This window comes from Microbispora sp. H13382 (assembly GCF_014161445.1).
GTDB lineage: Bacteria > Actinomycetota > Actinomycetes > Streptosporangiales > Streptosporangiaceae > Microbispora.
This window is the reverse complement of the sequence record NZ_JABBXA010000018.1, coordinates 22,255-47,985: the sequence shown is the minus strand read 5'-3', so window position 1 is coordinate 47,985 and position 25,731 is coordinate 22,255. Positions and strand designations below refer to the sequence as shown.

Below are 25,731 nucleotides of genomic sequence, written 5' to 3'. Positions count from 1 at the left end.
GGCCGCGCGCCTCAGGCCTTCGACAGCCTGATCACGTTCCAGGAGACCGGCGGCAGCACGATCCGGAGCGGATCGCTGCGGTGATCGGTGTTGGGGCGTGGCGTCACCCGCCCGGGGTCGTCGGCCGTGTTGCGGGCGTAGACGTCCTCGTGCGTGAGGGTCGTCGCCTCGGTGATCCGCACCGCGCCGCCGTGCGTGCCGCCATCGGTGCCCATGCCCAGCGCGCGCGCGTCGATCTCCAGCTCCACGGGTTCGCGCACCGACCTGTTCACCACGAACAGCGTCGTGTCCTGTCCGTCGTGGGTGGCGACCGCGTGGAGCACGGGCACCTCGCCGAACTCGGCGGTCTCGTACGACGGGCAGGCGGGCTCGACCCGTACGACCTCGCCCTTGGCGTACCGCGCCGCCTGCGCGAACGGGTGGAAGGTCGTCTGCCGCCAGGCCCTGCCGCCGGGCTCGGTCATGATGGGCGCGATCACGTTCACGAGCTGGGCCAGGCAGGCCGCCGCGACCCGGTCGCTGTGCCGCAGCAGCGTGATGATCAGGCTGCCGAGGGCCACGGCGTCGGCGAGGTGGTAGTGGTCCTCCAGCAGCGGCGGCGCGACCGGCCAGTCCGGCGGGGGCGGCGCCGACTGGAAGCGGCTCATGTACCAGACGTTCCACTCGTCGAACGAGACGTTGATCCGCTTGCGGGAGCCGAGCCTGGCCCCGACCTGGTCGGCGGTGGACACGACCGTGGAGATGAAGTGCTCCATGTCGGTCGCGCAGGCGAGGAAACCGCCGAGGTCGCCCTCCTTCTCCTCGTAGTAGGCGTGGCAGGAGATGTGGTCGACCAGGTCGTAGGTCTCCTCCAGGACGGTCGCCTCCCAGGTGCCGAAGGTCGGCATGGAGGAGCCGGAGCTGCCGCAGGCCACCAGTTCGAGACCGGGGTCGACCATGCGCATGGCCCGCGCGGTCTCCGCGGCGAGCCTGCCGTACTCGCGGGCGGTCTTGTGCCCGATCTGCCAGGGGCCGTCCATCTCGTTGCCCAGGCACCACATGCGGATGTCGTGCGGCTCCTTGGCGCCGTTGGCGATGCGCAGGTCGGACAGCGCGGTGCCGGACGGGATGTTGCAGTACTCGAGCAGGTCGAGGGATTCCTGGACACCGCGCGTGCCGAGGTTGACCGCCATCATCGGCTCCAGGCCGGCCAGGCGGGTCCACCGGACGAACTCGTCGACCCCGATCTCGTTGGTCTCCGTGCTGTGCCAGGCCAGGTCGAGCCGCCGGGGGCGCCGCTCGCGGGGGCCGACGCCGTCCTCCCAGCGGTAGCCGGAGACGAAGTTGCCGCCGGGGTAGCGCACCGTGGTCACGCCGAGCTCGCGGGTGAGCGCGAGAACGTCGCCGCGGAACCCCTCCTCGTCCGCCGTGGGGTGCCCGGGTTCGTAGATGCCCGTGTAGACGCAGCGGCCGAGGTGCTCGACGAACGTGCCGAACGTCCGGCGCCGTACGGGGGCCACCCGGTGGGCGGGATCGATGGTCAGCTGTGCTTGGAGCACGAGGGGGTCTCCTTCACCGGGACGACGGCTCTCGGGGGCGATTGTTAGCGCTATCAACCACCCAGGTCAAGAGGTGATCACGCCGAGCCATGGATCGAGTCGCCTCCACCGGGCATGCTCACAGTCAAAACAACCTTCCGGGGCGGGAGCGAGCATTGTGACTGGCGGCGTGACGATCGGCCGGGCCGGCCTGGCCCGGCGCAGTGGAACCCGGTGGGCGCTCGTCGTACTGGCCGTGTCCGGCCTGCTGACGGGCGCGTGCGGGACCGGCCCGGGGAGCGCCCCGGGGGGCGGCGCGCCGGCGGCCACTCCGGCTCCCTCGGTTTCCCCCGCGACGTCCCCCGCTGTGTCTCCCACCGTGTCCGCGGGCTCCCTCGTGGCGGGCCGCTACCAGCCGTTGTGGCCGTTCGCGGACGAAGAACAGGTGCGGGACTGGCAGGAGAGCTACCGTTCGGGCGGTCACCAGCCCTGGCACCTGGACGCGGAACAGACCGCGCTCTCCTTCACCCAGGGATTCCTGGGCTTCAAAGGTGTCGACCAGGTGGTCGAGCGCACGGTGAGCGGCGCGCACGCCCGCGTCTCCGTCGGCATCCGCGGCGAGGGCGGCGGACGCCCCGGCATCGCCGCCGTCATCCACCTGGTCAGGTTCGGCACCGGGACGGACGCGCCGTGGGAGGTCGTGGGCACCGACGACACCACCTTCTCCCTCACCACCCCCCGGTACGGCGCCCTCGTGGCCTCACCCGTGAAGGTGGGCGGCAGGATCACGGGAGTGGACGAGAGCATCCGGGTGCGGGTGCGCGGGACCGGGAGCACCGGCCCCCTCGGCGAGCGCTGCTGCGTCTCGGCCGGAGGGGACGACGCCCCCTGGTCCGCCACCGTGACCTTCCGCGCGGCCCCGGGCCGGACGCTCACCATCGTCGCGAGCACCGGCGGCCACGTGGCCGAGGTCGAGCGCTTCACCGTCACCGGTGTCCGGGTCGCGCCATGAGTCCCGGATGCCAGAGGCCCTGCGGTCAGTGGCCCCGGCGGATCCATTCGTCGAGGTGCGGCAGCTCCGCGCCGATCGTCGTGCTGTCGCCGTGGCCGGTGTGGACGACGGTCTCGGGCGGCAGGACGAGCAGGCGGTCGCGGATCGAGTCGATGATCACGCCGAAGTCGGAGAACGAGCGGCCGGTCGCTCCGGGGCCGCCCTGGAACAGGGTGTCACCGGTGAAGACGACGCCCAGGTCTGGCGCGTGGAAGCAGCAGGCGCCGGGCGCGTGCCCCGGGGTGTGGAGCACTTCGAGGCGGGTTCCGGCGACCTCGACGACCTGCCCGTCGGACAGCGTGCCGCCCGGTTCGCGACCGGGGTGGGTGAGCCGCCAGACCGGCAGGTCGGCCGGGTGCAGCAGGACGGGCGCCCCGGTCGCCTCCGACAGCTCCGGCGCGACCCTGACGTGGTCGTCGTGGGCGTGGGTCGCGAGGATGGCCAGGACGCGCCGGCCCGCGATCACGTCGGTGATCGCCTTGACGTCGTGAGGCGCGTCGAACACCACGCACTCGTCGTCGTCGCCGACCACCCACACGTTGTTGTCGACGTCGAAGGTCTGGCCGTCCAGGCTGAAGGTGCCGGACGTGACGGCATGGTCGATACGGGCACTCACGTGAAGATCACCACCGAGCGGAACATGCCCTTATTCTGCACATGGTCCGCGAGAAGTCGCGACCCGGGTCACGGTCCCTGCCGCTGGTCCTCGGCGGTCCGGGAGGGCTTGGGCGGCAGCACCGGCTCCAGGCGGAACATCCCTGCCGACACCTCGTCGTCGCGGGGCGAGGCCCCACGCCTGCCCGCGACCGCCACGAGCACGTCGGTCACGGTGACGAGCCCCTGCAGGGTGCCGGAGGTCCCCATGACCGGGACGACGTCCACCCCCGACTCCAGCATGACGGCCGCCACGGCGGGCAGCGGCGCGTCGGGCGGCACGTGGGGGCACCTGCGCCCGGCCAGCAACTGCCGCACCTGGCTGCTCGACTGCTCCGCCGGACCGCCGGACCAGTGGGCCGCGATGTCCTCCCGGGTGAGCACGCCGATGATGCGGGAACCCGAATCCACCACGGGCAGATGGTGCATCGACCCCCGGCGCATCAGTTCCCAGGCCATGAGGGGCGACTCGTCCGGTTTCACGGTCACGAGCACCCTGCTCATCACGTCGGCGGCGGTCATGGCTTCTACGCTCATCGTTTCCTCCCCGCGGCGCACCGGCCAACTCCATCCGACCACTGCGGGCATACCCGGCGCAGTGCCGAACGACCCTACGGCCGGGGACCTCCGGCACCTGCCCGTACGGCCGCCGCGGCGATGGAATGACCAGGTCAGGGCAGGAGTCGGGGACAGACGCGGGAGGTGGGCGATGCTGGCCGGTGAGGTCATGAGCAGCCCGGTGATCACCGTGCGCCGGGACGACTCCGTGCGGCGGGCGATCCGGGTGCTGTACGACCACGACATCACGGCCGCCCCCGTGCTCGGGGAGCACGGCGAGCTGGTCGGGATGGTCAGCGAGATCGACCTGCTGTGCGGCGCCTTCGCGCCGGGCGGCTCGGCGCCCCGGACAGTGGCGGACGTCATGTCGCGCCAGGTGAGCACGGTCGAGGACACCACCGACGCGAGGGTGCTGACGGACCTCATGATCGCGAGAAGGATCAAGAGCGTGCCGGTGCTGCGCGACGAGCGGGTGGTCGGGATGGTCAGCCGCCGCGACCTCATGGCGCTGCTGGCCAGGTCGGACGAGGAACTGCGCGACGCCGTCCTGGCCGCGCTGCGCGAGCGCTACCCCTCCGAGACGTCGTGGGAGGTGACCGTGCGCGACGGCGAGATCGACCTGCACGGCCCCGAGGGTCAGGGCCCCCAGCACGTGGCCGACCTGCTCGCGCAGGCGGTACCCGGGGTGCGTCCGGCCCGCCTTCTCTCATGACAGGACGCCCCTCACCACGGCGACCGGGCAGTGCGCGTGGGCGAGCAGGGCGCGGCTCACCGAGCCGAGCACGGCCGCGGTGAAGGCGTTGCGGCCGTGGGAGCCGACGACGAGCAGGACGGCCCGGGACGACGCCTCGACGAGCGCGGAGACCGGATGGCCGCGGACCATGTCCAGCTCGGTCTTCACGTCGGCGTACGCGCCCTGCCACGACCGCAGCTCCCCTCGCGCGTATTCCTCCGCGGCACGCCGCATCTCGTCCAGGTCCATGGCGATCGCGGGCCCGTAGGGCACCGGCGGCTCCCAGGCGCACACGATCCGCATCCGCTGGCCGCGCAGCCGCGCCTCCTCGAACGCGTAGGCCAGGGCGGCCCCGGACGTCTCGGTGCAGTCGAAGCCCGCCACGATCTCCGCCGCCTCCGGGGGCACGGGACGTACGACGACGACCGGCACGGCCACGTGCCCGGCGATCTGGTTGCCGACCGACCCGAGCAGCATGCCGGGGAAGCCGCCCGCGCCGTGGCTGCCGATCACCACTTCGGCGGCGCCGGAGGCCTGCTCACGCAGGACGCGGCCGGGACGCCCCTCGGCCAGCCGCGTGGTCACGCCGAGGCCGGGCCTCCGGTCCCGGGCGGCCCGCGCGGCGTGGTCGAGGATCTGCCGTCCCGAGGGCGCCAGCTTGTCGTAGCAGTCGGGGATCGGATAGCACGGGGCGTCGTACGGCAGGCGGTCGACGGCGTGGACCACCCGCAGGGGCACGCCCCGCAGGCAGGCGTGGTCGGCCGCCCACTCCACCGCCGCGGTCGCCCCGGCGGACCCGTCGGTGCCGACGACGACCGGATCAGTGAACGGGGTCATGGCGCGTCGCCTCCTCCTGACGTCAGCGGCAGCGGGACGCTCCAGCACAGGCGGGTGCCCCCGGTGGCGAGGGCCTCGGCGGCGCAGGACCCGCCAAGGCTCTCGGCGCGCTCGCACAGGTTGCGCAGGCCGCTGCGGCGCCCCCGCGCGGGGATGCCGACCCCGTCGTCCTCCACGTGCAGGGTCAGGCGGTCCTTGTCCAGGCGCACGGTGACGGCGACCCTGCCGGCGTGGGCGTGCCGCACCACGTTGGAGATCGCCTCCCGCGCGACGGCCAGCAGGTGCTCCCCGACGACGGCGGGCACCCGGGTGTCGAGCTGGCCCTCCAGGCGCAGGGCCGGCAGGAAGCCGAGGGGCTCCCGCGCGCCCTCCACCAGCTCGACCAGCCTGGCGCGCAGCCCCGGGGCGCCGGCCGGGGCCCGCAGGGCGAAGATCGTGGTGCGGATCTGCCGGATCGTGCCGTCGAGTTCGTCGATCGCGGTCCGCAGGCGCGCGGCCACCTCCGGGTGCTTCTCGAGCCTGACGGCGCCCGTCAGCGTCATCGCGACCGCGAACAACCGCTGGATGACGACGTCGTGCAGGTCCTTGGCGATGCGGTCGCGCTCCTCGAGCAGGCCGAGCCGTTCGGCGTCCCTGCGCGTCTCGTCCAGTTCGAGCGCGACGGCCGCGTGGCCGGCGAAGGAGTGCAGCATGCACACCTCCGGGCGGCTGAACGGGATGCGGCCCGGCCGCCTGCCCAGCGACAGCACCCCCCGCACCGCTCCCGGCGCCCCCAGCGGCACCGCGCACACCGCGCCGGTCCCCGCCGCCTCCCCGAAGGCGGTGATCAGGTCGGTGTCGCCCAGGTCGGTGACCACGCGGGGTTCCGCGCGGACGAAGGCCTGCCCGGCCAGCGAGCCCTCGACGGGCAGCCGGCGCCCCCGCACCGCGGCCCCGATGATCTCACCGTCCGTGATCGCGACCCGCAGCGTCCGCCCGCCCTCCTCGGGCAGGAGGATCGCCACCGCGTCGGCGGCGGCCATCCGCCGGGCGTGGCCGGCGATCAGCGTCAGCACCCGCGGCGTCTCGGCGCCGGACAGCAGGCTCGTGGTGATCTCCGCGGACGCCCGCAGCCAGGTCTCCCTGCGGCGGGTGTCCTCGTACAGGCGGGCGTTCTCGATCGCCACCCCGGCGGCGCCGGCGAGGGCGACGACCATCGCCTCGTCGTCCTCGTCGAACCCCCCTCCCCCGCGCTTGTCCGTCAGGTAGAGGTTGCCGAACACCTCCCCCCGGACCCGTACGGGCACGCCGAGGAAACCGGTCATCGGAGGGTGGCCGGGTGGGAAGCCGTACGACTCGGGGTGGTCGGAGATGCGGGCCAGGCGCAGCGGCCGGGGCTCCTTGATCAGCAGCCCGAGCAGGCCGAGCCCGTGCGGCCAGTGCTCGATCCGGGCGATCTCCTGCTCACTCAGCCCCACCGGGACGAACCGGGCAAGGGTGTGGTCCTCACCGATCAGGCCGAGCGCGCCGTATCGGGCGTCGACCAGCGCGGCGGCGGTCTCGACGATCCGGCGCAGCACGGTCTCCAGATCGAGCTCCCCGCCCACCGAGACGACCGCCTCGAGCAGCGCGTGGACCCGGTCGCGCGTCGACAGGACCGCCTGCAGCCTCGTGTGCAGCTCGGTCAGCAGGCCGTCCAGGTGAGTCCGCGGGATCATGGCCGCCTCCCCCGTCGGCGCCACGCGTATCCGCCACAGATGAAGTGTCGCAAACCGGAGCACTCCCGGCTCCGGCCCTTTGCCAGGTTGCTACCGGCTTCTTACGGTCCGTGTACGCCCACCCGCTCCCAGCCTCGGACATACGCAGACATACTCGGATATGAGCCGGATCGGACCCGCGGGGGTGGGCCATGAGTGAGCGGCGTGACGGCGTCATCCGGGTCGCCTGGCACGGAGCCGATCGGTTCGACGTCCGGATCCGGCGCCACACGGTCCGCACCGACCAGCCCGCGGACGCCGGCGGGAGCGACACCGGGCCCACGCCGGCCGAGCTGTTCGTGGGCAGCGTGGCCGCCGGAGTCGCCTGCTGCGCCGAACGCTACCTGCGCCAGCGCCAGCTGCCCGCCGGGGTCGACGTGACCGCGCGGTACAGCCTCGGCGTGTGTCCCGGGCGGATCGACCAGGTCGAGCTGTCGGTGGACGCCCCCGGCCTGCCCGCGGGGCTGCGCGCCTCGCTCCTGTCGGTCCTGGAGCACTGCGCCGTCCGCACCACGTTGCGGGTGCCGCCGCGGGTCACGTTCGAGGTCCGCCAGGCCGTTCCCGGGTCAGCCGTTCCCGCAGCCCACGGGCCGTACGGCGGACCGCGGCCAGGACCGGCGGAGTCATCGGGGCACCAGGGGTGAAGTCGCCGCCCTCGATGCCGACGACGACCAGCTCGCCGGGCAGCCGGCCGAGGGCGCGCCCCAGCTCGACGGCGTCGGCCGGCCCCAGCCCGTGAGAGCCCGCGAGTGAACGAGACCGCAGCGGCATCGGCACGGGCATGTGTACGGTGCCGGGCGGAGCGCCGGAGGAGACGGCGTCGACCACGATCGCGAGCGCGGCGCCCGACCACGCCTCGACCAGCGCCGCCGGGTCACCGCAGCTCTCCACGACCGCGACGGACGGCGGCAGCGTGCCCCGCAGCCGCCTGGCGACCTCCAGGCCCGCCGCGTCGTCGCCGCGCAGATCGCTCCCGAGGCCGACGACCACGGTCTCAGCCATGATCCACGCGCAGGTCCAGGAAGTGCGCCGAGCAGGAGATACAGGGGTCGTGGTTGCGTATCGCCTTCTCGCACAGCGCGGCGAGCTCGTCCTCGGGCAGGGTGAGCCGCGGGGCCAGCAGGTCGCGCAGGTCCGCCTCGATGCGCGCCTGGTTCTGCGCGGTCGGCGGCACGATGTCGGCCTCGGCGACCAGGCCGCCGTCGTCAAGCCGGTAGCGGTGGTAGAGCGTGCCGCGCGGGGCCTCCGACGCGCCGTGGCCGGCACCCGGCCGGGCCTCGACCGGCACGCACGGCCGCTCCGGCTCGGCGTACCCGTCGAGGAGGCGCAGCGCCTCGTCACAGGCGTGCACGATCTCCACGGCCCGCACGATGATGGCGCGGTAGGGGTTGCGGCAGACGGAGCCGAGACCGGCGGCGGCGGCCGCCTCCCGCGCCACCGGGGACAGGCGCGCCGAGTTGAGCGCGTAGCGGGCCAGCGGGCCGGTGAGGTAGCCCGTCTCGCCATCGAGCCGGGCGTGCAGCGCGGTGGAGTGCGGCACCTGTTCCTCGGTCACGTGGTCCGGCCAGTCCGCGACCGCGAAGCTCGCCGGTTCCGCGCGCCCGTCGCCGGCGCCGACCGCGCCGGACAGGATGGCGTACTCGCCGGGGTGGCGCAGCGCGAGGAACCGGTAGTCGTGCTCGACGTCGGGGAAGTCGAACCCGGCGACCCAGGCGACGGTGGCGAGTGCGTGGTCGCGGGCGCGGCGCAGCCGCTCGGCGGCGGGGGCGAGCTCGCGCCGGGACGGCACCCGGTAGAACCCGCCGACCCTGACGTTGACCGGGTGGATGGGCCGCCCGCCGATCGCGGTGACCAGCTCGTTGCCGGCCTTCTTCAGTTCGAGTCCGCGCTCCACCAGGTCGCGGTGATCGGCGGCCATCGCGACGCCGCTGTCGTAGCCGAGGAAGTCGGGCGCGTGCAGCAGGTAGACGTGCAGCGCGTGCGACTCGATCCACTCGCCGTAGTACAGCAGCAGCCGCAGGTCGCGCAGCGGGCCGGTGACCTCGGCCCCGCAGGCGGCCTCGATCGCCTGGCAGGCGCTCATCTGGTACGCGACGGGGCAGATGCCGCAGATGCGGGCGGTGATGTCGGGCGGCTCGGTGTGGTCCCGGCCCCGCAGCATCGCCTCGAAAAACCGGGGCGGCTCGTAGATCCGCAGCTCCAGGCCGGCGATCCGGCCATCGCGGGCGTGCACGACCAGCGCGCCCTCGCCCTCCACCCGGGTCAGGGCGCCGATCCGCACCGTCTTGTGGGTCACTCCTCCCCCTCCTCGAACTCCTGCGCGTCCTCGGCCGCCCGCCGGAAGGGCTCGGCCGTGGCGTGGTAGGTCCGGTAGATCCGCACCAGCTCGGGGGTGCTCATGCCGAGCCCGCGCATCCAGTGGTTCAGCGACGCGTGGTTGGGGCTCTCCATCGGCCCGAAGCAGCCGTAGCAGCCCCGGTTGAAGGTCGGGCACAGCGCCCCGCAGCCCGCCTGCGTGACCGGCCCCAGGCAGGGGGTGCCGTGCGCGACCATCACGCAGGCGTTGCCCCTGGCCTTGCACTCCACGCACACGCTGTGCGCGGGCACCACCGGCCGCCGCCCGGCGAGGAACGCCGAGATCACTTCGAGCAGCTGGTGCTTGTCCGGCGGGCAGCCGCGCAGCTCGAAGTCGACCGGCACGTGGGCGGCGATCGGGGTCGAGCGGTCCAGGGTGGCGATGTAGTCGGGCCGGGCGTAGACCACCGCGGCGAACTCCTTCACGTCGGCGAAGTCGCGCAGCGCCTGGATGCCGCCCGCGGTGGCGCACGCGCCGATCGTGACCAGCCGCTTCGACACCCGGCGCACGTGCCTGATGCGCTCCAGGTCCTCCGGGGTGGTGATCGATCCCTCCACGAGCGACAGGTCGTACGGGCCGGGCCCGAGGACGCTGGACGCCTCGAGGAAATAGGCGATCTCCACCCGGGCCGCGACGGAGAGCAGCTCGTCCTCGCAGTCGAGGAACGTGAGCTGGCATCCGTCGCACGAGGCGAACTTCCACACGGCCAGCCGGGGCATCGCCGCTCCTTTCTACAGCTCCGGGACGGCGAGCATCGGCGCCACGCGGTCGTAGCGCAGCACGGGCCCGTCCTCGCACACGAACAGCGGGCCGAACTGGCAGTGGCCGCAGCGGGCCACCGCGCACTTCATGTTCCGCTCCAGCGACAGCTCCACCCGGCCGGGGGCGACGCCGCGCCGCACCAGCTCCGCCGCCGCCGTCCGCATCATGACCTCCGGCCCGCACACGAAGGCGTACGTGCGGCGCGGCTCGAAGACGATCCGGTCGATCAGGTGGGTGACCAGCCCGACCGGCCCGCGCCAGGCGTGGTCGGGGTGGTCCACGGTCACCCGGACGTCGGCGCCCTGCCGGGCCCAGCAGGCCAGGTCCCGGGAATACAGGAGCAGGCCGGGAGCCCGGCTGCCGGCTATCACGCTGATCCGGCCGTATCCGGGCCGGTCCCGCAGCAGCGCCCGCACGACCGGCCGCAGCGGGGCGAGGCCCAGCCCGCCCGCGACCACCACCACGTCGAGGCCCGCCGCGGCGCGCAGGCTCCAGCCCTGGCCGTACGGCCCGCGCAGGCCGACGACGTCGCCGGGCCGCTTGCCGCACAGGGCGGCGCTGACCGCGCCCACGGCCCTGATCGTCTGCGTGTAGCCGCCGGAGCGGGCCCGCCCGCTGATCGAGACCGCGATCTCCCCCACGCCCGGGGCGTACAGCATGGTGAACTGGCCCGGCCAGAACGGCGGGCAGTCCCCGCGTACCGGCTCCAGCGTCAGGGTCACGGTGTCGGCCCGGTCCGGACGACGGGACCGCACGCGGTACGGCGCCGGCGTCATCGGGTGCGGGCCGCCGGTCATGGCAGGTTCGCCAGCTCCTCGGTGACGTCGATGCCGACGGGACACCAGGTGATGCAGCGCCCGCAGCCGACGCAGCCGGACATGCCGAACTGGTCGATCCAGGTCGAGAACTTGTGGGTGAGCCACTGGCGGTAGCGGCCGGCGTTCGAGCCGCGCACCGGCGTCCCGTTGACCTCGGAGAAGTCCAGCGTGAAGCAGGAGTCCCAGCGCTCGATCCGCTCGGCCGTGCCGTCGGTGAACGACGTGGCGTCCTCGACGGTGCTGCAGAAGCAGGTGGGGCAGACCATGGTGCAGTTGGTGCAGGTGAGGCAGCGGGCGCCGACCTGCGCCCAGCGCGGCGAGTCGTGCGCCGACAGCCGTTCCTGGATCCCCTCGGTCTCCACGTGGCGGCCCATGTGCTCGGCGGCGTTACGGGACACCTCGGCGGAGGCCGCCAGGTCTTCGGCCGAGGCGGGGCGGTGCGGCAGCGCCGCGGCGATCCGCTCGCCCCGCTCGCTGCCGGTCTCGACGACGAACCGGTGCGGCGCGGCCAGCTCGGTGAGGGCGAGGTCGAACCCGGTCGTGGCCCGGGGACCGGTGTGCATGGAGACGCAGAAGCAGGTGCCGCCGGGGACGGCGCAGTTGACCGCGATCAGCAGCAGGGCCCGCCGCCGCCGCAGGTATGCCGGGTCGGGGTGCCTGCCACCGAGGAAGACCCGGTCCTGCACGGCGATGGCGGCCAGGTCACAGGCCCGCAGGCCGAGGAGGGCGACCCGCGGCGCGTCCTCCTCCGCCTCCTCGATCTGTTCGCCGCGCATCCGGAAGAGTGTCTGGCGGGGCGGCTGGGTGTACGCCTTGGCGGAGTCGGGACTCGCCGCGAACGAGAAGATCATCTCGCCGGCGCCCTCGGTCAGGCGGTACCGTCCGGGCTCCTGGACGTCGGTCCAGCCCCGGGCGAGCCGGTCGGCCGAGGCGATCTCCTCGAAGCGGATGACGCGCTCGCGCACCACCGGTCCCACGACGGCATAGCCCCCGGCCCGCAGCTCGGCCACCAGGGGTTCCAGAGTTTCGATCACGACGGCGTCCACGGCGTCCCCCTCGCCCGTTCGGCCCTCCCGCTCACAGTACGGCGGCCGGCGGGCGCTCAGCAGGGACGAAAGTCCCACAGAGATGTCCCGCTCCGGGGGACCGATGAAACTTTCACACCCGTGCCGGGACGACGGACGGCGTCCGGCCCGTGTACCTGACATCCGCCCGTGATCATGGTGGCATTCCTGGAGCGAGGTTCGTCGAATCGGCCGCCGGAGATCCCGGCACGACGAGAGGACAGGCAATGGCAGGGCTCTTTTTTTCGGGCGCTCATGAAACCGGTTTCAGGCGCGGGCGGACCCTCTGGATCGCCGCGGCCGCGCTGGCCGCCACCGCGGCGATCGGCGCTCCCGCCGCGCACGCGGACACGGCGTCCTGCTCCGTCAGCTTCCCGACCGTGCATTCCTTCCCCGGGGGGTTCACGGCGGAGGGGAAGGTGGTCAACACCAGTGCGACGCCGTTGACCGGCTGGCGGGTCTCCTGGACGTTCACCCGGGACGAGAAGCTCTTCTCCCTGCTCACCACGTCCTGGACGCAGACGGGGCGGAACGTCACCGCCACCAACGTGTCCTGGAACGGCGCGATCGCGCCCGGCGGGAGCGTGAACATCACCGCGGTCGGCAACTCCACGGGCGGCACCTTCGGGCTGAGCAATGTGACCTGCACGCCGCTGTAAGACGCCTCAGGCCCGCGTGACGGCCGCCCGGTAGTCGCCGGCGATGCCGGCCGCGACGGCCAGCAGCGGGTCGACCAGGCGGGGCAGCTCACGCACCCGCCGTGACGACACCACGATGCCGACGGCCGCGACGGGCCGGTCCCCGACCAGCACCGGCGCGGCCGCCGAGCAGGAGCCGAGCGTCATCTCCTCGTGCGTCGTCGCGTACCCCTGGGCGCGCACCTGGACCAGCTCGCGGGCCAGCCGGCCCGGCTCGGTGATGGTGTGCGGGGTGGGCCGCTCCAGCGGCCGGGACAGGTAGGCGCCGACGAACCAGCCCGGTTCGTAGGCGAGCAGCGCCTTGCCGACGCCGGTCGGGTGCATGGGCAGGCGCGAGCCGGTCCGCGACACGATCGGCACCGCCCGCTTGCCGTACACCTTGTCCACGTAGAGCACCTCGACCCCGTCACGCACCGCCAGGTGGACGTTCTCGCCGGTGCCGCCGAACAGCTCCTGCAGCCAGGGGTGCGCCACCTCCTGCAGCGGGTCGGGGGCGAGCTGTCCCAGCTCCCACAGACGGCGGCCGATCTGGTAGCGCCCGTCGGCGCCGCGGCGCAGCGCGCGCCAGTCCTCCAGCTCGCCCACGAGCCGGTGGACGGTGCTCAGCGCCATGCCGGTCCGTCCGGCGATCTCCGTCAGCGTGAGCCGGGGATGGTGGACGTCGAAGGCGCCGAGGATGGCCAGCGCCCGGGAGGTCACGGAACGCCCCAGATCGCGTGCGCCGCCGGACATGCGCCTCCTCTTCCACTGAGTAGAAGCAAAGCCTACGCGGGACGGCGGATACTTCCCGATGCTTGGGCCATGCGAACTCAGGTCGGGATCATCGGAGCAGGACCGGCAGGCCTGCTGCTCTCCCATCTCCTCCATCTGCGCGGGATCGAGTCCGTGGTGTTCGAACGCCGCAGCAGGGAGTACGTCGAGCGGCGGGTGCGGGCCGGGGTGCTCGAACAGGGCACGGTGGACACGCTCGTCGAGGCGGGCGTCGGCGAGCGGATGCTGCGGGAGGGCCTGCCCCACCACGGCATCGAGCTGCGGTACGGCGGAGCGGGCCACCGGATCGCCTTCGAGCGGCTGGTGCCCGGCCGGGCCATCACCGTGTACGGCCAGCAGGAGGTCGTCAAGGACCTCATCGCCGCCCGGCTGGCGGCCGGGGGCGACGTCCGCTTCGAGGTGGACGACGTGGCGGTGCACGACGCGGCGACCGACCGGCCGTACCTCACCTTCACCGGCTCCGACGGGACGCAGCAGCGGCTGGACTGCGACGTGATCGCGGGGTGCGACGGCTTCCACGGCGTGTCCCGGCCGTCGATCCCCGAGGGCGTGCTGACCGAGTACCGCCGCGATTACCCCTTCGCCTGGCTCGGCATCCTGGCCCGGGTGAAGCCGTCGTCGGAGGAGCTGATCTACGCGCGGACCGAGCGCGGCTTCGCCTTGCACAGCATGCGCTCCCCGGAGATCAGCCGCTTCTATCTGCAGGTGGCGCCCGACGAGGACCTCGCCGAGTGGCCCGACGAACGGATCTGGGCCGAGCTGCGGGCCCGGCTGGAGACCGTCCCCGGCTTCACCCTCGCGACCGGCGACATCGTCGAAAGAGGGATCACGCCGATGCGCGGCTTCGTGGCCGAGCCCATGCAGTACGGCAGGCTGTTCCTGGCCGGGGACGCGGCGCACATCGTGCCGCCGACCGGGGCGAAGGGGCTCAACCTGGCGGTTGCCGACGTGCGGGTGCTGACCGAGGCGCTGGCGCGCTTCTTCGCCGACGGGTCGACGCAGGCCCTGGACGACTACTCGCGGGCCTGCCTGCCCCGGGTGTGGCGGGCCCAGCACTTCTCGTGGTGGATGACGACGCTGCTGCACACGTTCGAGTCCGACGACGCCTACGCCAGGAAGCTGCAGACCTCCTACCTCGACTACGTGACGTCGTCGGAGGCGGCCGGGACGACGCTGGCGGAGAACTACGTGGGCCTGCCCTATGAAGAGGAGACATCGTGACGCACCCGCCCTACCTGTATCCGGGCTACGCCAGCACGGTCCTGCGGGCGCCGTCCCGGGAACCGCTGCCGATGAAGGAGGACCCGGAGGCGGCCGAGCTGACCGGCCCGGTCTTCGGCCGGGGCGAGGTGGACCCGCTCGACGCCGACCTGACCGCGGGCCACGCGGGCGAGCCGCTGGGCGAGCGCATCATCGTCACCGGGCGCGTCCTCGACGCCTCGGGCCGGCCGATCCCGGGCACGCTGGTGGAGATCTGGCAGGCCAACTCCGCCGGGCGGTACGCCCACCAGCGCGACCAGCATCCGGCGCCGCTCGACCCCAACTTCACCGGCGCGGGCCGGTGCCTGACCGACGACGAGGGACGCTACCGGTTCGTCACGATCAAGCCGGGGGCCTATCCCTGGCGCAACCACCCCAACGCCTGGCGGCCCGCGCACATCCACTTCTCGGTGTTCGGCACGGCCTTCACCCAGCGCCTGGTGACCCAGATGTACTTCCCGGGCGATCCGCTGTTCGCCTTCGACCCGATCTTCCAGTCCATCCCCGACCCGGCCGCCCGCGAGCGGCTCGTCTCCACCTTCGACCTCGACGTCACCGAGCCGGAGTGGGCGCTCGGTTACCGGTGGGACGTGGTGCTCGGCCGTACCCCGATGGAGGACGCGTGACCACCCCCTCGCAGACCGTCGGCCCGTTCTTCGGGTTCGCCCTGCCGTACGCCGCCGACTGGGAGCTCGTCCCCGAGGGCCATCCGGGAGCCGTGACGATCACCGGCCGGGTGCTCGACGGGGCCGGCGAGCCGGTGCCCGACGCCCTGCTGGAGCTGTGGACCGGGGAACCCGGCGATCGGGGCGCCCTGGGCCGCACCGGGGCCGGGATCTCCGGCTTCGGCCGGTGCGGCACCGCGCCCGACGGCACCTACCGGTTCCGCCTCGTGCCGCCCGCCCGGCCGTATCTGCCGCTGCTGGTCTTCGCGCGGGGCCTGCTCAAGCCGGTGCGGACCCGCGTCTACCTCGCCGACGTGCCGGACCCGCTGCTCGGTTCGCTGGACCCGGCGCGCCGCGCGACGTTGCTCGCCCGCCCGGACGGGCAGAACGCCTACCTGTTCGACGTACGGCTGCAGGGCGAGCAGGAGACGGTCTTCCTTGAGTTCTGATGTGGGGCTGCTGTGCCCCGTGTGGGCGGGCACGGACGTGGCGGCGGTCACGGACGACGACGCCTGGCTGCGGGCGATGCTGGAGACAGAGGTCTGCCTCGCACGGGCGCAGGCCCGCCTCGGCGTCGTCCCGGAGCCGGCCGTCGCCGCGATCGCCGAGGCGGCCCGGGCCTTGTTGAGCGGGGCGGACCGCCACGACGTCGCCGATCTCGCCCGCCGCGCCAGGGACGCGGGAAACCCCGTCGTGCCGCTGGTGGGGGACCTGCGGGCCGCGGCCGGCGAGGCGGGCCCCTGGGTGCATCACGGCGCCACCAGTCAGGACATCCTCGACACCGCGTCGATGCTGGTGGCCGCGCGGGCCCGCGAGGTGATCCTGCGCGACCTCGACCGGGTGCTCGCCGCGCTGGCCCGGCTGGCCGCCCGGCACCGCGACACGCCGATGGCGGGCCGTACGCTCGGGCAGCAGGCCGTGCCCACCACGTTCGGGCTGAAGGCCGCCGGGTGGCTGACCGGCTGCCGGGACGCGCGCGATCGCCTGGCGGCGGTGCGGCTGCCGGTCCAGCTCGGCGGCGCGGCCGGCACCATGGCCGGATACGGGGAGAGGGCGCTCGACCTGCTGCCTCTGTTCGCGGCCGAGACCGGGCTGGCCGAGCCGGTGCTGCCCTGGCACACGCTGCGCACTCCGGTGACCGATCTCGCCTGCGCGCTCGCCGCCGTGACGGGCGCGCTGGGCAAGCTCGCCACCGACGTGATCCTGCTGGCGCAGAGCGAGGTGGGCGAGGTCGCCGAGCCCCCCGCGCCGGGCCGGGGCGGCTCGTCGGCGATGGCGCACAAACGCAACCCGGTGCTCGCCACGATGATCAGGTCGGCGGCGCTCCAGGCGCCGGCGCAGGCACAGGTCCTGCTCGCCTCGCGGGTCGCCGAGCACGAGCGGCCCACCGGGAGCTGGCACGCCGAGTGGCAGCCGCTGCGCGAGTGCCTGCGCCTGGCGGGCGGCGCGGCCGGGACGACGGCCGAGCTGGCCGAGGGGCTGGAGGTGTTCCCCGAGCGCATGCGGCACAATCTCGATCACCTGCTCGCCGTGCTGGCCGAGCATGGGGAAGACCCGGGCATCGGGGCGGCGCCCGCCCTCGTCGACCGGGCGTTGCAGTATCACCAGAGGAAAGGCACATGATCCCGCACCACCGATTCGACGGGCCGCCGGACGCCCCGGTCGTCGTGCTCGGGCCCTCGCTGGGCACGACACTCGGCCTGTGGGAGCCCCAGCTCCCCGTGCTCACGCGCACCTGGCGGGTGCTCCGCTACGACCTGCCCGGCCACGACGGCTCGCCCGCCGCCTCCGGTCTCCCTCGTGATCTCACCGTCGACGATCTCGCGGCCGGGGTGCTGGAGCTGCTCGACCGGCACGACCTGGACGCGGTCGCGTACGCGGGGGTGTCGCTGGGCGGGGCCGTCGGGACCACGCTGGCGCTGCGCGCGCCGGACCGCGTCGCGAGCCTGGTCCTGTGCTGCACCTCCGCCCGGTTCGGGACACCGGAGAGCTGGCGCGAACGCGCCGCGCTGGTCCGTGCCGAGGGCACGAAGCCCTTGACGGAGGCGACGAGAAGCCGCTGGTTCACGGCGGGCTTCCCCGGCGCCGGGCGCTACCTGGACATGCTGGCCGCCGTGGACCCCGAGGGGTACGCCGCGTGCTGTGACGCCCTGGCGCTGTTCGACGTCCGCGACCGGCTCGGCGAGGTCCGCGCGCCGGCACTGGTGGTGGCGGGGGCGGAGGACCCGGCCACCCCACCCGAGCACGCCGAGGTCCTGGCCGGGGGCATCCCCGGCGCGGAGCTGCTGGTGGTGCCGGGGGCCGCCCACCTGGCCACGGCCGAACGCCCGGACGTGGTGAACGAGGCGATCGTGCGCCACCTGACCACCCGCTGGAGGACGGCATGAGCTACGACGACGGCATGCGCGTGCGCCGCGAGGTGCTGGGCGACGCCCACGTGGACCGGGCGCAGGAGCGGACCACCGAGTTCACGCTCGACTTCCAGAACCTGATCACCCGGTACGCCTGGGGGGAGATCTGGACCCGGCCGGGGCTGGACCGCCGGACCCGCAGCTGCATCACGCTCACCGCCCTGGTCGCGCGCGGGCACCTGGAGGAGCTGGCCATGCACGTGCGGGCCGCGCGGCGCAACGGGCTCACCACCGACGAGATCAAGGAGGTGCTGCTGCAGACCGCGATCTACTGCGGCGTGCCCGCCGCCAACGCCGCGTTCGCCGTCGCCCAGCGGGTGCTGGCGGAGGACGCGCGGGGGGACGCCGGATGACCTTCCTGGTGGTCGGGGAGAGCCTGGTCGACCTGATCGGCGCGCCCGGGTCGTGGACCTTCACCGCCGTGCCCGGCGGCAGCCCGCTCAACGTCGCCGTGGCCCTCGCGGCGCTGGGCCGGCCGGTGCGGTTCGCCGGCGAGGCCGGGGACGACTTCTTCGGCGGCCTGCTCCGCGATCACCTGACCCGCCACGGGATCGGGACCGGCGACCTCGCCCCGGCGGCGGCGACCGGACTGGCCTTCGCCCGCGTCGGCGCGGGCGGCTCGGCCTCCTACGACTTCCGCTTCGACTGGACCTTCTCCGCTCCGGTCGCGCTCGACGGGGTGACCTGCCTGCACACCGGCTCGCTGGCCACGCTGGCGGCCCCGGGCGGCGATCACGTCAGAGGCCTGATGCGGGCCGCCGCCGAGTCGGGGATCACGGTCTCCTACGACCCGAACATCCGGCCGTCCCTCATCGGCGACCGGGCACGTGCCCTGGCCCACGTCGAGGAGTGCGTACGGCTCGCGCGCCTGGTCAAGGTGAGCGCCGAGGACCTCGACTGGCTGTATCCGGGCGAGCCCTGGCCCGGGGTGGCGCGGCGCTGGGCCGGTCTCGGCCCGGCTCTCGTGGTGGTCACCCGGGGCGCCGACGGCGCCGCGGCGGTGCTGGACGGCGAGGTGATCGCCTGCCCGGCCCCGGCCGTCGAGGTCGTGGACACGGTCGGCGCGGGCGACACCTTCACCGCCGCCTACCTCGACACGCTCGACGGCGCTCCACTGAGCGCGGAGCGCGTGGCCGAGGCGCTGCGGCGCGGCTGCGCCGCCGCCGCGATCGTCTGCACCCGCGCCGGCGCGGTCCCGCCGACCCGGGAGGAGGTGAAGTCCTTTTCCCAGGGTACGGGTGCCTCACGAGACGAGGAGGGACATGAATGATCGAGATAATCCCTGTCGACACCCCCTCCCTGGGCGACCGCAGCTACCTCGGCACCGACGGTGAGGTCGCCTTCGTGGTGGACCCGCAGCGGGACATCGACCGGATGCTCCGCCTGGCCGAGCGGCGCGGCGTCGAGATCCGCCACGTGTTCGAGACCCACGTGCACAACGACTACGTGACCGGCGGGCCGGCGCTGGCCGCGGCCACCGGCGCGGACTACCACGTGAACGCGGCCGACCCCGTGGCGTTCGACCGCAGCCCGATCGAGGACGGGGACGTGGTCGAGATCGGCCCGCGGACGCGGCTGCGCGCCGTCGCCACCCCCGGCCACACCTTCACCCATCTGTCGTACGTGCTGGAGTCCCCGGACCGGCCGCCCGCCGTCTTCACCGGAGGCTCGCTGCTGCACGGCACGACCGGGCGGCCCGACCTGCTCGGCCGCGAGCACACCGGCACGCTGGCGCGGGCCCAGTACGCCTCGGCGAACCGGCTGGCCCGCGAGCTGCCGCCCGAGACGGACGTCCTGCCCACGCACGGGTTCGGCAGCTTCTGCTCGGCCACCCAGTCGGAGGTCACCGAGTCGACCATCGGCATGGAGCGGCAGGCCAACCCGGCCCTGACGCGCGGCGAGGACGAGTACGTCCGGTCGCTGCTGGCCGGGCTGGACGCCTACCCCGCCTACTACGCGCACATGTCCCCGCTCAACCGGGCCGGGGTGGACGCGCCCGACCTGTCCGCGCCGCGCCACGCGGACGCCGCCGAGTTGCGCCGCCGCCTGCGGGCCGGCGAGTGGGTCGTGGACCTGCGGTCCCGTACGGCGTTCGCGGCCGGTCACCTGGCCGGGGCGCTCAACTTCGGGCTGGACGGCGACTTCGCCATCTACCTGGGCTGGCTCATTCCCTGGGGAACGCCGGTGACGTTGCTGGGCGAGACGCCCGGGGACATCGCGGAGGCCCAGCGCGAGCTGGCGCGGATCGGCATCGACCGCCCCGCCGCGGCCGCCACCGGAGGGCCCGCCGACTGGGCCGGCGACGACAAGCCGGCGTCCATGCCCGCGGCGACCTTCGCCGACCTGGCGACCGTGCGCCGGCACCGCCCGATCGTGGTCCTGGACGTGCGCCGCGACGCGGAGTGGCGCGAGTCGCACCTGCCCGGCGCGGTCCACATTCCGCTGCACGAGCTGCCGTCGCGGCTGCACGAGGTGCCGGACGGCGAGGTGTGGACGCACTGCGCGAGCGGCTACCGGGCGTCCATCGCCGCCTCCCTCCTGGCCGCCGCCGGGCGCGAAGGCGACGTCGTCGCCGTCCACGACGACTACGACCCCAACGCCGTGATCTTGCAGTTTGCCGCAGGGGGCGGCTCCGACCTGGCACGACACCTTCCGTGATCACGCGATGCCGGCCGATGGGCCGTCCTTAGCCGAGGGCGAGCAGCGCGATCACCGTGCGGGCGGCCTGCCCGCCCTCCTCCTCGGCGATCGCCAGGGCGGCCGCGGCGTCCAGGTCGTCCAGCAGCGCGCGCACCGCCGCGCGCTCGCCCGCCGCCGACGCCCCGGGCCGCCCGGCCGCGGCGTGGAGCCGCTCCAGCCGGGCGGCGGCCGTCTCGAGGCCGCCGGGGCGGTAGTCCCAGTCGGCCGCCCACGGGTGATCGAGCAGCAGCAGGCGCACGGCGCCGGCCGGGTAGTGCCGCAGCAGGTCGGCGGTGAACACGAGGTTGCCCGCCGACTTGGCCATCTTCGCGCCGTCCACGCGGACCACCCCCACGTGCAGCCAGGAGCGGGCGAACGGCCGCACCCCGGTCGCCGCCTCGGCCATCGCGGCCTCGTACGCGTGATGCGGGAAGCGCAGGTCGGCGCCGCCCGCGTGCAGGTCGAGGGCCGGGCCGAACGTCGTCAGCGCCATGGCGGCGCACTCGGCGTGCCACCCGGGCCGCCCGTCGCCCCACGGGCTCGGCCATCCCGGCTCCCCCTCCGCCGACCGCCGCCAGACGGCGACGTCCGCCGGGTCGTCCCTGCCCGGGTCATGCGGGTCGTCGCCGAACTCCGCCAGCAGGCGAGCCGCCTCCTCGGCGCCGAGCCCGGCCCGCTCGCGCACGCCCGCGCCGCGGAAGTACACCACGCCGTCCCGCTCGTAGGCGTGGCCCAGCTCCACCAGGGCGCGGGCGAGCGCCACCACCTGCGGCACGTACGTGTGCGCCCGCGGCTCGTACGTCACCGGGTGCACGTGCAACGCGGCCATGTCCCGGTCGAAGTAGAACTGCTGCACCGCGGCGAAGCTGTCGTACGGGCTGCCGGCCCGGCGCGCCGCCGAGGTCAGCACGTCGTCCACGTCGGTCACGTTGCGGCAGACCTCCACGGGCGCGCCGGTGTGCCGCAGCACCCGGGCCGCCACGTCGGCCCACACGAACGTCCTGGCGTGGCCGAGATGGGTCGTGTCGTAGGGCGTGATCCCGCACACGTACATCCGGGCCCGGCCCACCACGGGCAGCGGCCGCCTGCCGATCGTCAGCATCGAACCCCCTTCATCGCGGGCGGAGGAACTCCCGCAGCCGGTCGAGTGGCCAGGTGTTGACTACCCGTTCGGGGGTGAGCCAGCCCCGCTGCGCGGTGCCGACGCCGTACCGCATGTTGGCCAGGTGCGGCACGGCGTGCGCGTCGCTGTCGATCGCGAACAGCACGCCCCGGCCGGCCGCCCGCCTGACCAGGTCCGCGGGCAGGTCGAGCCGGTCGGGGAAGGCGTCGATCTCCAGCGCCGTGCCGGTGCGGGCGCAGGCGTCGAACACCCGCGGCCAGTCGGCGTCCACCGGCTCCCGCCTGCCGACGACCCGTGTCGTCGGATGGCCGATGATCTTCACGTACGGGTTCTCGCAGGCCTTGATCAGCCGCCGGGTCATCTCCTCGGCCGGCTGGGTGAAGTGCGAGTGCACCGAGGCCACGCACAGGTCGAACCCGGCCAGGAACTCCGGCGGCCAGTCGACCTCGCCCTCCGGGCCGATGTTGAGCTCGCACCCGTGCAGCAGCGTCATGCCGGGGCGGGCGGCGCCGAGGCGGCGGAGCCGCTCGCGCTGGTCCAGCGCCTTCTCGCCGGTCATGCGCTGCATGAAGAGGTTCGGCGCGTGGTCGGTCACCGCGTAGTAGTCGTAGCCCAGGGCCGCCGCCGCCTCGGCCATCTCCTCCAGCGATGCGAGCCCGTCGGTCAGATCCGTGTGGGTGTGCAGATCACCGCGGATGTCGGCCATGGTCACGACCTTGGGCAGCCCCTCGCCCAGCGCGGCCTCGATCTCCCCGGTGTCCTCGCGGAGGGCCGGCTCGATCCACGGCAGGCCGAGCATGCCGTACACCTCCGCCTCGTCCGCCGAGGCGATCTTCTCGCCGGTCGCCACGTCGAACACGCCGTACTCCGACAGCTTGAGCTTCCGGTGCACGGCGATCTCCCGGGTGCGGATGTTGTGCGCCTTCGAGCCGGTGAAGTACTGCAGCGCGGCCCCCCAGGAGTCCCCCGGCACCACCCGCAGGTCGACCTGGAGCCCCGACACCGTGCGCACCGAGCTCTTGGTCTCGCCGTGCGCGATCACCTCGGTGACGTACGGCAGCGTGGTGAAGGCCGTCATCAGGGCGGCCGGATCCTCGGCCGTCGCCAGGACGTCGACGTCGCCGATCGTGTCCTTCATCCGCCGCAGCGACCCGGCGTACGCGCACCGCTCGCAGCCCGGCACGGCCGACAGCGCGGGGACGACCTCCTCGGCGACGGCCATGGCGATCCCGATGTGCACCCTGCTGCCGGTCTTGCGCATCACCTCGATGCCGTGGAGCAGGTTCTCCTCGGTCTTCGCGCCGAACCCGTGCAGCCCCTGCAGGAGCCCTGCGTGGATCGCGTGTTCCAGCTTCTCGACCGAGTCGACGCCCCGCTCGTGATAGAGGACCATGGCCTTCTTCGGCCCGAGCGTGGGGATCGTGGTCAGCAGGCGGACCCCCGCGGGGATCTTCGTCCGCAGTTCCTCCAGCTGGTGGATCGCCCCGGTCCGCAGGTATTCGTCGATCTTCGCGGCGATCGACGCGCCGACGTTCGGGATCGCCCGCAGGCCCGTCGCGTCCATGCCGTCGATCTCCCGGCCGTACCCGCCGACCGACCGGGCCGCCTTCTCGTAGACCCGCACCTTGAACGCGTCACCTCCGGTGATCGCGATCAGGTCGGCGTACTCCTGCAGCAGCCCGGCGACCTCCTCGTTGCACCGTCTCATCGCAGCACCCCCAGCCAGGCTGCGACGCGCCCCCGGGCCGTCTCCAGGTGCCGAGGTCCCGGCTCGGTGTGACCGAAGACCCTGCCAAGCATGCGCCATCAACACTCGAACCTGTATTCGACCTGGGGCGCATGGCGCTGACCGGCGACCACCTGTGGATCCCGTACGGGTGCGGATCGACAACCGCTACCTCTCCAGGTTCCTGCCGGATGTGACCGCGGCGGCTGACGGCTCGTTCGCCTTCACCGACGCTCCGCCCCAGGCGGTCAAGACCATCTATCGGCTCACTTGGGCGGGCGACGACGGGTCCCTGAAGGTGCGGGCCCAGCACCTGGTGCCGGTCGGAGAAGGGCGGTAGCCGCCCCGTCATCCGCCGGCACGGCGCCGCTTGCGGCCCGTTCGCCCGGGTGATTCGTACCGCCGGATCCGAGACATCGCGCCCTGTCCGCTCCCGCCGCGCGCCGACGATAATGGCGGCCATGACAGAAGCGGCGGCGCGGGCGGACGGGTGCGAACCCGGATCGTCCCCGCCGCGCCTTCTCCGGCCGCGGCTGCCCGTCCGGCTGCCGGTCCGGTTGCTCGCCCCGGCGTTCGGGCTGACCGTCCTGCTGCTGCTCGCGCCGGCCGCCGCCGCGTCGTCGGCGGTTCCGGCCTGGCCCGCCTGGACCCTGGTGGCCGCCGCCGGGGTGTCGTTCGCGGGAGCCGTGCTGACCGCCCGCCGCGCCCGCCCGGACGTACGGCCCCTGCCGGTGGCGTTCGTCGCGCTGCTCGCGGCGGTCACGGTCACGGCGGCCCTGGCCTACGGAACGGACGGATGGCAGACGCTGTTCTCCCTGCTCGCCGTGGCCGTGGCGCTCGTACTCCCGGTCCGCGCTGCGCCTCCGCTCGTCGCCGTCACGGCCGCGCTGGCCGCGATCCTCCCGGCGCACGGCGGCTCGTTGGCCGAGGCGCTGTGGGGCACGGCGCTGACCACGTTCCTCGCCGGGATCACGACGTACGGCTTCCGCCGGATGAGCGAGGTGATCGAGGAGCTCGGCCGGACCCGGGAGAAGCTCGCCGTCGCCGCCGTCTCGGCCGAGCGGCTGCGCTTCTCCCGCGACCTGCACGACCTGCTCGGCCACACGCTCTCGATGGTGGTCGTCAAGGCCGAGGCCGTACGGCGGCTCGCCCCGCGCGACACGGAGGCGGCCATGCGGCACGCCGCGGACATCGAGGCCATCGGGCGGCAGGCGCTGACCGAGGTGCGCGAGGCGGTCACGGGGTACCGGGACGCGAGCCTCGCCTTCGAACTGGACAGCGCCAGGGCGGCCCTGGCCGCGGCAGGCGTCGACTGTGTGGTGAAGGAGTCGGGGCCCGCGCTGTCGCGGGAGACCGACATGCTGCTGAGCTGGGTCGTCCGGGAGGGGATCACGAACGTCGTGCGGCACTCCGGCGCCCGGCGCTGCGTCATCACGCTGCGCCGCGACCGCGACCCGGTGCTGGTCGAGATCAGCGACGACGGAGCCGGTGGCGCCGCCGGCGACGAGGACGGCAGCGGCCTGCGCGGGCTGCGCGAGCGGCTGGCCGCGGCAGGTGGGCGGCTGAGCACCGCCCGCCTGCCGCGGGGGTTCGTCCTCACCGCCGAGATCCCGCACGCGGGCGTGGACGACGACGACACGGACAACGGCACGGAGGACGGCCCATGACCCGCGTACTCATCGCCGAGGACCAGACGATGATGCGCGACGCGCTCACGGTGCTCCTCGACCTGGAGGACGACTTCGAGGTCGTCGCGCAGGTCGCGACGGCGGACGAGATCGTGCCCGCGGCGCTGCGGGCCAAGCCCGACGTGGCCCTGCTCGACATCGAGATGCCCGGCGGCAGCGGGCTCGACGCGACCGCGGACCTGCGGGCCGCCCTCCCCGGATGCGTGGTGGTCATCGTCACGACGTTCGGCCGGCCCGGTTACCTGCGCCGGGCCCTGGACGCGGGCGCCCGCGGCTTCGTCGTCAAGGACCGGCCCGTCGGCGAACTGGCCCAGGCGATCAGGCGCGTGCTGGCCGGTGAGGTGGTGGTGGATCCGGCGCTGGCCACGGCCGCCCTCAGCGCCGGGCCGAACCCGCTGACCTCGCGTGAGCGCGACGTGCTGGCCGCCGCCGCCGACGGCTCCACCGCCGCCGACATCTCCCGGCGGCTCCACCTGTCGGAGAGCACCGTACGCAACCACCTGTCGGCGTGCATCACCAAGACCGGCACCCGCAACCGCATGGAGGCCGTCCGGGTCGCCCGCCACAACGGCTGGCTCTGAACCTCTGGACGCTCTCGTGCACTCCTTGACGGAGTGGACATTG

The 25,731-nt window shown here is 73.8% G+C and carries 28 protein-coding genes; 15 read left to right on the top strand and 13 right to left on the bottom strand.

The annotated features are described in order from the left end of the window. Nucleotides 1-11: 11 nt before the first annotated feature. Entirely contained in the window at nt 12-1,538 is a 1,527-nt protein-coding gene (locus tag HHX41_RS29225) for an alpha-N-arabinofuranosidase (RefSeq protein WP_182908522.1), read from the bottom strand. A 169-nt stretch (nt 1,539-1,707) separates the two neighbouring features. Between HHX41_RS29225 and HHX41_RS29220 the strand changes: the two genes are divergently transcribed. Then, nucleotides 1,708-2,529 carry a Gmad2 immunoglobulin-like domain-containing protein gene (locus HHX41_RS29220; RefSeq protein WP_220504519.1) on the top strand — a complete coding sequence of 274 codons (822 nt, stop codon included), beginning with the start codon at nt 1,708-1,710 and terminating at the stop codon, nt 2,527-2,529. Nucleotides 2,530-2,554: 25 nt separating this feature from the next. On the opposite strand, the gene HHX41_RS29215 is transcribed toward HHX41_RS29220, so the two are convergent. Further along, nucleotides 2,555-3,184: an MBL fold metallo-hydrolase gene (locus tag HHX41_RS29215; protein WP_182908521.1), complete on the bottom strand. Its 630-nt coding sequence runs from the start codon at nt 3,182-3,184 to the stop codon at nt 2,555-2,557. A 68-nt stretch (nt 3,185-3,252) separates the two neighbouring features. Further along, nucleotides 3,253-3,759, bottom strand: a complete 507-nt coding sequence (locus HHX41_RS29210) for an HPP family protein (protein WP_169982545.1) — start codon at nt 3,757-3,759, stop codon at nt 3,253-3,255. A 172-nt stretch (nt 3,760-3,931) separates the two neighbouring features. Here HHX41_RS29210 and HHX41_RS29205 point away from each other — a divergent pair, with 172 nt between their 5' ends. After that, the gene (locus HHX41_RS29205; RefSeq protein ID WP_169982544.1) at nt 3,932-4,492 is read left to right on the top strand and encodes an HPP family protein; all 561 of its coding nucleotides are present in this window, start codon (nt 3,932-3,934) and stop codon (nt 4,490-4,492) included. On the opposite strand, the gene HHX41_RS29200 is transcribed toward HHX41_RS29205, so the two are convergent. Both HHX41_RS29200 and HHX41_RS29195 read right to left on the bottom strand, forming a co-directional pair. Next, nucleotides 4,487-5,350, bottom strand: a complete 864-nt coding sequence (locus tag HHX41_RS29200; protein WP_182908520.1) for a universal stress protein — start codon at nt 5,348-5,350, stop codon at nt 4,487-4,489. The two genes, HHX41_RS29205 and HHX41_RS29200, sit on opposite strands and share 6 nt — an antisense overlap. Beyond that, nucleotides 5,347-7,047, bottom strand: a complete 1,701-nt coding sequence (locus HHX41_RS29195; protein ID WP_169982542.1) for a GAF domain-containing protein — start codon at nt 7,045-7,047, stop codon at nt 5,347-5,349. The genes HHX41_RS29200 and HHX41_RS29195 overlap by 4 nt, the downstream gene beginning before the upstream one ends. Before the next feature lie 191 nt (nt 7,048-7,238). Here HHX41_RS29195 and HHX41_RS29190 point away from each other — a divergent pair, with 191 nt between their 5' ends. Next, nucleotides 7,239-7,730, top strand: coding sequence for an OsmC family protein (locus HHX41_RS29190; RefSeq protein ID WP_182908519.1), 492 nt, complete (start codon nt 7,239-7,241; stop codon nt 7,728-7,730). On the opposite strand, the gene HHX41_RS29185 is transcribed toward HHX41_RS29190, so the two are convergent. Genes HHX41_RS29185 through HHX41_RS29165 form a run of 5 tightly spaced genes read right to left on the bottom strand, consistent with a single transcriptional unit; the run spans nt 7,621 to nt 12,146 of the window. Continuing rightward, the gene (locus HHX41_RS29185; protein WP_169982540.1) at nt 7,621-8,088 is read right to left on the bottom strand and encodes a hydrogenase maturation protease; all 468 of its coding nucleotides are present in this window, start codon (nt 8,086-8,088) and stop codon (nt 7,621-7,623) included. The genes HHX41_RS29190 and HHX41_RS29185 overlap by 110 nt on opposite strands. Next, the gene (locus HHX41_RS29180; RefSeq protein ID WP_182908518.1) at nt 8,081-9,382 is read right to left on the bottom strand and encodes a Ni/Fe hydrogenase subunit alpha; all 1,302 of its coding nucleotides are present in this window, start codon (nt 9,380-9,382) and stop codon (nt 8,081-8,083) included. The genes HHX41_RS29185 and HHX41_RS29180 overlap by 8 nt, the downstream gene beginning before the upstream one ends. Beyond that, nucleotides 9,379-10,161, bottom strand: a complete 783-nt coding sequence (locus HHX41_RS29175; RefSeq protein ID WP_182908517.1) for an oxidoreductase — start codon at nt 10,159-10,161, stop codon at nt 9,379-9,381. The genes HHX41_RS29180 and HHX41_RS29175 overlap by 4 nt, the downstream gene beginning before the upstream one ends. Before the next feature lie 12 nt (nt 10,162-10,173). After that, a complete protein-coding gene (locus HHX41_RS29170; RefSeq protein ID WP_259401400.1) occupies nt 10,174-11,001 on the bottom strand; it encodes an FAD/NAD(P)-binding protein in 828 nt (275 codons plus the stop codon). After that, nucleotides 10,998-12,146 (bottom strand): 4Fe-4S dicluster domain-containing protein, encoded by a 1,149-nt coding sequence (locus HHX41_RS29165; RefSeq protein ID WP_310742235.1) that lies wholly within the window; start codon nt 12,144-12,146, stop codon nt 10,998-11,000. The genes HHX41_RS29170 and HHX41_RS29165 overlap by 4 nt, the downstream gene beginning before the upstream one ends. 167 nt (nt 12,147-12,313) lie before the next feature. Between HHX41_RS29165 and HHX41_RS29160 the strand changes: the two genes are divergently transcribed. Then, nucleotides 12,314-12,745, top strand: coding sequence for a cellulose binding domain-containing protein (locus HHX41_RS29160; RefSeq protein WP_182908515.1), 432 nt, complete (start codon nt 12,314-12,316; stop codon nt 12,743-12,745). A gap of 6 nt (nt 12,746-12,751) precedes the next feature. On the opposite strand, the gene HHX41_RS29155 is transcribed toward HHX41_RS29160, so the two are convergent. Next, complete coding sequence (locus tag HHX41_RS29155; protein ID WP_182908514.1) at nt 12,752-13,516, bottom strand: IclR family transcriptional regulator; 765 nt, start codon at nt 13,514-13,516, stop codon at nt 12,752-12,754. Between the two features lie 69 nt (nt 13,517-13,585). On the opposite strand from HHX41_RS29155, the gene pobA reads away from it, so the two are divergent. The 8 genes from pobA to HHX41_RS29115 are packed head-to-tail and all read left to right on the top strand — an operon-like array spanning nt 13,586 to nt 20,549. Further along, on the top strand, nt 13,586-14,776 hold the full coding sequence (gene pobA, locus HHX41_RS29150; protein WP_182908513.1) for a 4-hydroxybenzoate 3-monooxygenase: 1,191 nt from the start codon (nt 13,586-13,588) through the stop codon (nt 14,774-14,776). Then, complete coding sequence (gene pcaH, locus HHX41_RS29145) at nt 14,770-15,441, top strand: protocatechuate 3,4-dioxygenase subunit beta (RefSeq protein ID WP_182908620.1); 672 nt, start codon at nt 14,770-14,772, stop codon at nt 15,439-15,441. Before pobA ends, pcaH begins: the two co-directional genes overlap by 7 nt. After that, nucleotides 15,438-15,929, top strand: coding sequence for a protocatechuate 3,4-dioxygenase subunit alpha (locus HHX41_RS29140; protein ID WP_182908512.1), 492 nt, complete (start codon nt 15,438-15,440; stop codon nt 15,927-15,929). The genes pcaH and HHX41_RS29140 overlap by 4 nt, the downstream gene beginning before the upstream one ends. Then, complete coding sequence (gene pcaB / locus HHX41_RS29135) at nt 15,919-17,103, top strand: 3-carboxy-cis,cis-muconate cycloisomerase (RefSeq protein WP_220504518.1); 1,185 nt, start codon at nt 15,919-15,921, stop codon at nt 17,101-17,103. Before HHX41_RS29140 ends, pcaB begins: the two co-directional genes overlap by 11 nt. Then, entirely contained in the window at nt 17,100-17,867 is a 768-nt protein-coding gene (pcaD, locus tag HHX41_RS29130; RefSeq protein WP_182908511.1) for a 3-oxoadipate enol-lactonase, read from the top strand. Before pcaB ends, pcaD begins: the two co-directional genes overlap by 4 nt. Next, nucleotides 17,864-18,244 carry a 4-carboxymuconolactone decarboxylase gene (gene pcaC / locus HHX41_RS41075; RefSeq protein WP_169982531.1) on the top strand — a complete coding sequence of 127 codons (381 nt, stop codon included), beginning with the start codon at nt 17,864-17,866 and terminating at the stop codon, nt 18,242-18,244. Before pcaD ends, pcaC begins: the two co-directional genes overlap by 4 nt. Then, nucleotides 18,241-19,161, top strand: coding sequence for a carbohydrate kinase (locus HHX41_RS29120; RefSeq protein ID WP_182908510.1), 921 nt, complete (start codon nt 18,241-18,243; stop codon nt 19,159-19,161). Before pcaC ends, HHX41_RS29120 begins: the two co-directional genes overlap by 4 nt. Next, nucleotides 19,158-20,549 carry a rhodanese-like domain-containing protein gene (locus HHX41_RS29115; RefSeq protein ID WP_182908509.1) on the top strand — a complete coding sequence of 464 codons (1,392 nt, stop codon included), beginning with the start codon at nt 19,158-19,160 and terminating at the stop codon, nt 20,547-20,549. The genes HHX41_RS29120 and HHX41_RS29115 overlap by 4 nt, the downstream gene beginning before the upstream one ends. A gap of 28 nt (nt 20,550-20,577) precedes the next feature. On the opposite strand, the gene HHX41_RS29110 is transcribed toward HHX41_RS29115, so the two are convergent. Both HHX41_RS29110 and polX read right to left on the bottom strand, forming a co-directional pair. Then, nucleotides 20,578-21,672 carry a class I tRNA ligase family protein gene (locus tag HHX41_RS29110; RefSeq protein WP_182908508.1) on the bottom strand — a complete coding sequence of 365 codons (1,095 nt, stop codon included), beginning with the start codon at nt 21,670-21,672 and terminating at the stop codon, nt 20,578-20,580. 10 nt (nt 21,673-21,682) lie between these two features. Further along, nucleotides 21,683-23,401, bottom strand: coding sequence for a DNA polymerase/3'-5' exonuclease PolX (gene polX / locus HHX41_RS29105; protein ID WP_182908507.1), 1,719 nt, complete (start codon nt 23,399-23,401; stop codon nt 21,683-21,685). 169 nt (nt 23,402-23,570) lie between these two features. On the opposite strand from polX, the gene HHX41_RS29100 reads away from it, so the two are divergent. The 3 genes from HHX41_RS29100 (at nt 23,571) to HHX41_RS29090 (ending at nt 25,688) form a co-directional block, all read left to right on the top strand. Continuing rightward, nucleotides 23,571-23,759: a hypothetical protein gene (locus tag HHX41_RS29100; RefSeq protein WP_182908506.1), complete on the top strand. Its 189-nt coding sequence runs from the start codon at nt 23,571-23,573 to the stop codon at nt 23,757-23,759. Between the two features lie 121 nt (nt 23,760-23,880). After that, nucleotides 23,881-25,086, top strand: a complete 1,206-nt coding sequence (locus tag HHX41_RS39855) for a sensor histidine kinase (protein WP_220504517.1) — start codon at nt 23,881-23,883, stop codon at nt 25,084-25,086. Beyond that, nucleotides 25,083-25,688 carry a response regulator transcription factor gene (locus tag HHX41_RS29090; protein WP_182908505.1) on the top strand — a complete coding sequence of 202 codons (606 nt, stop codon included), beginning with the start codon at nt 25,083-25,085 and terminating at the stop codon, nt 25,686-25,688. Before HHX41_RS39855 ends, HHX41_RS29090 begins: the two co-directional genes overlap by 4 nt. Nucleotides 25,689-25,731 lie beyond the last annotated feature (43 nt).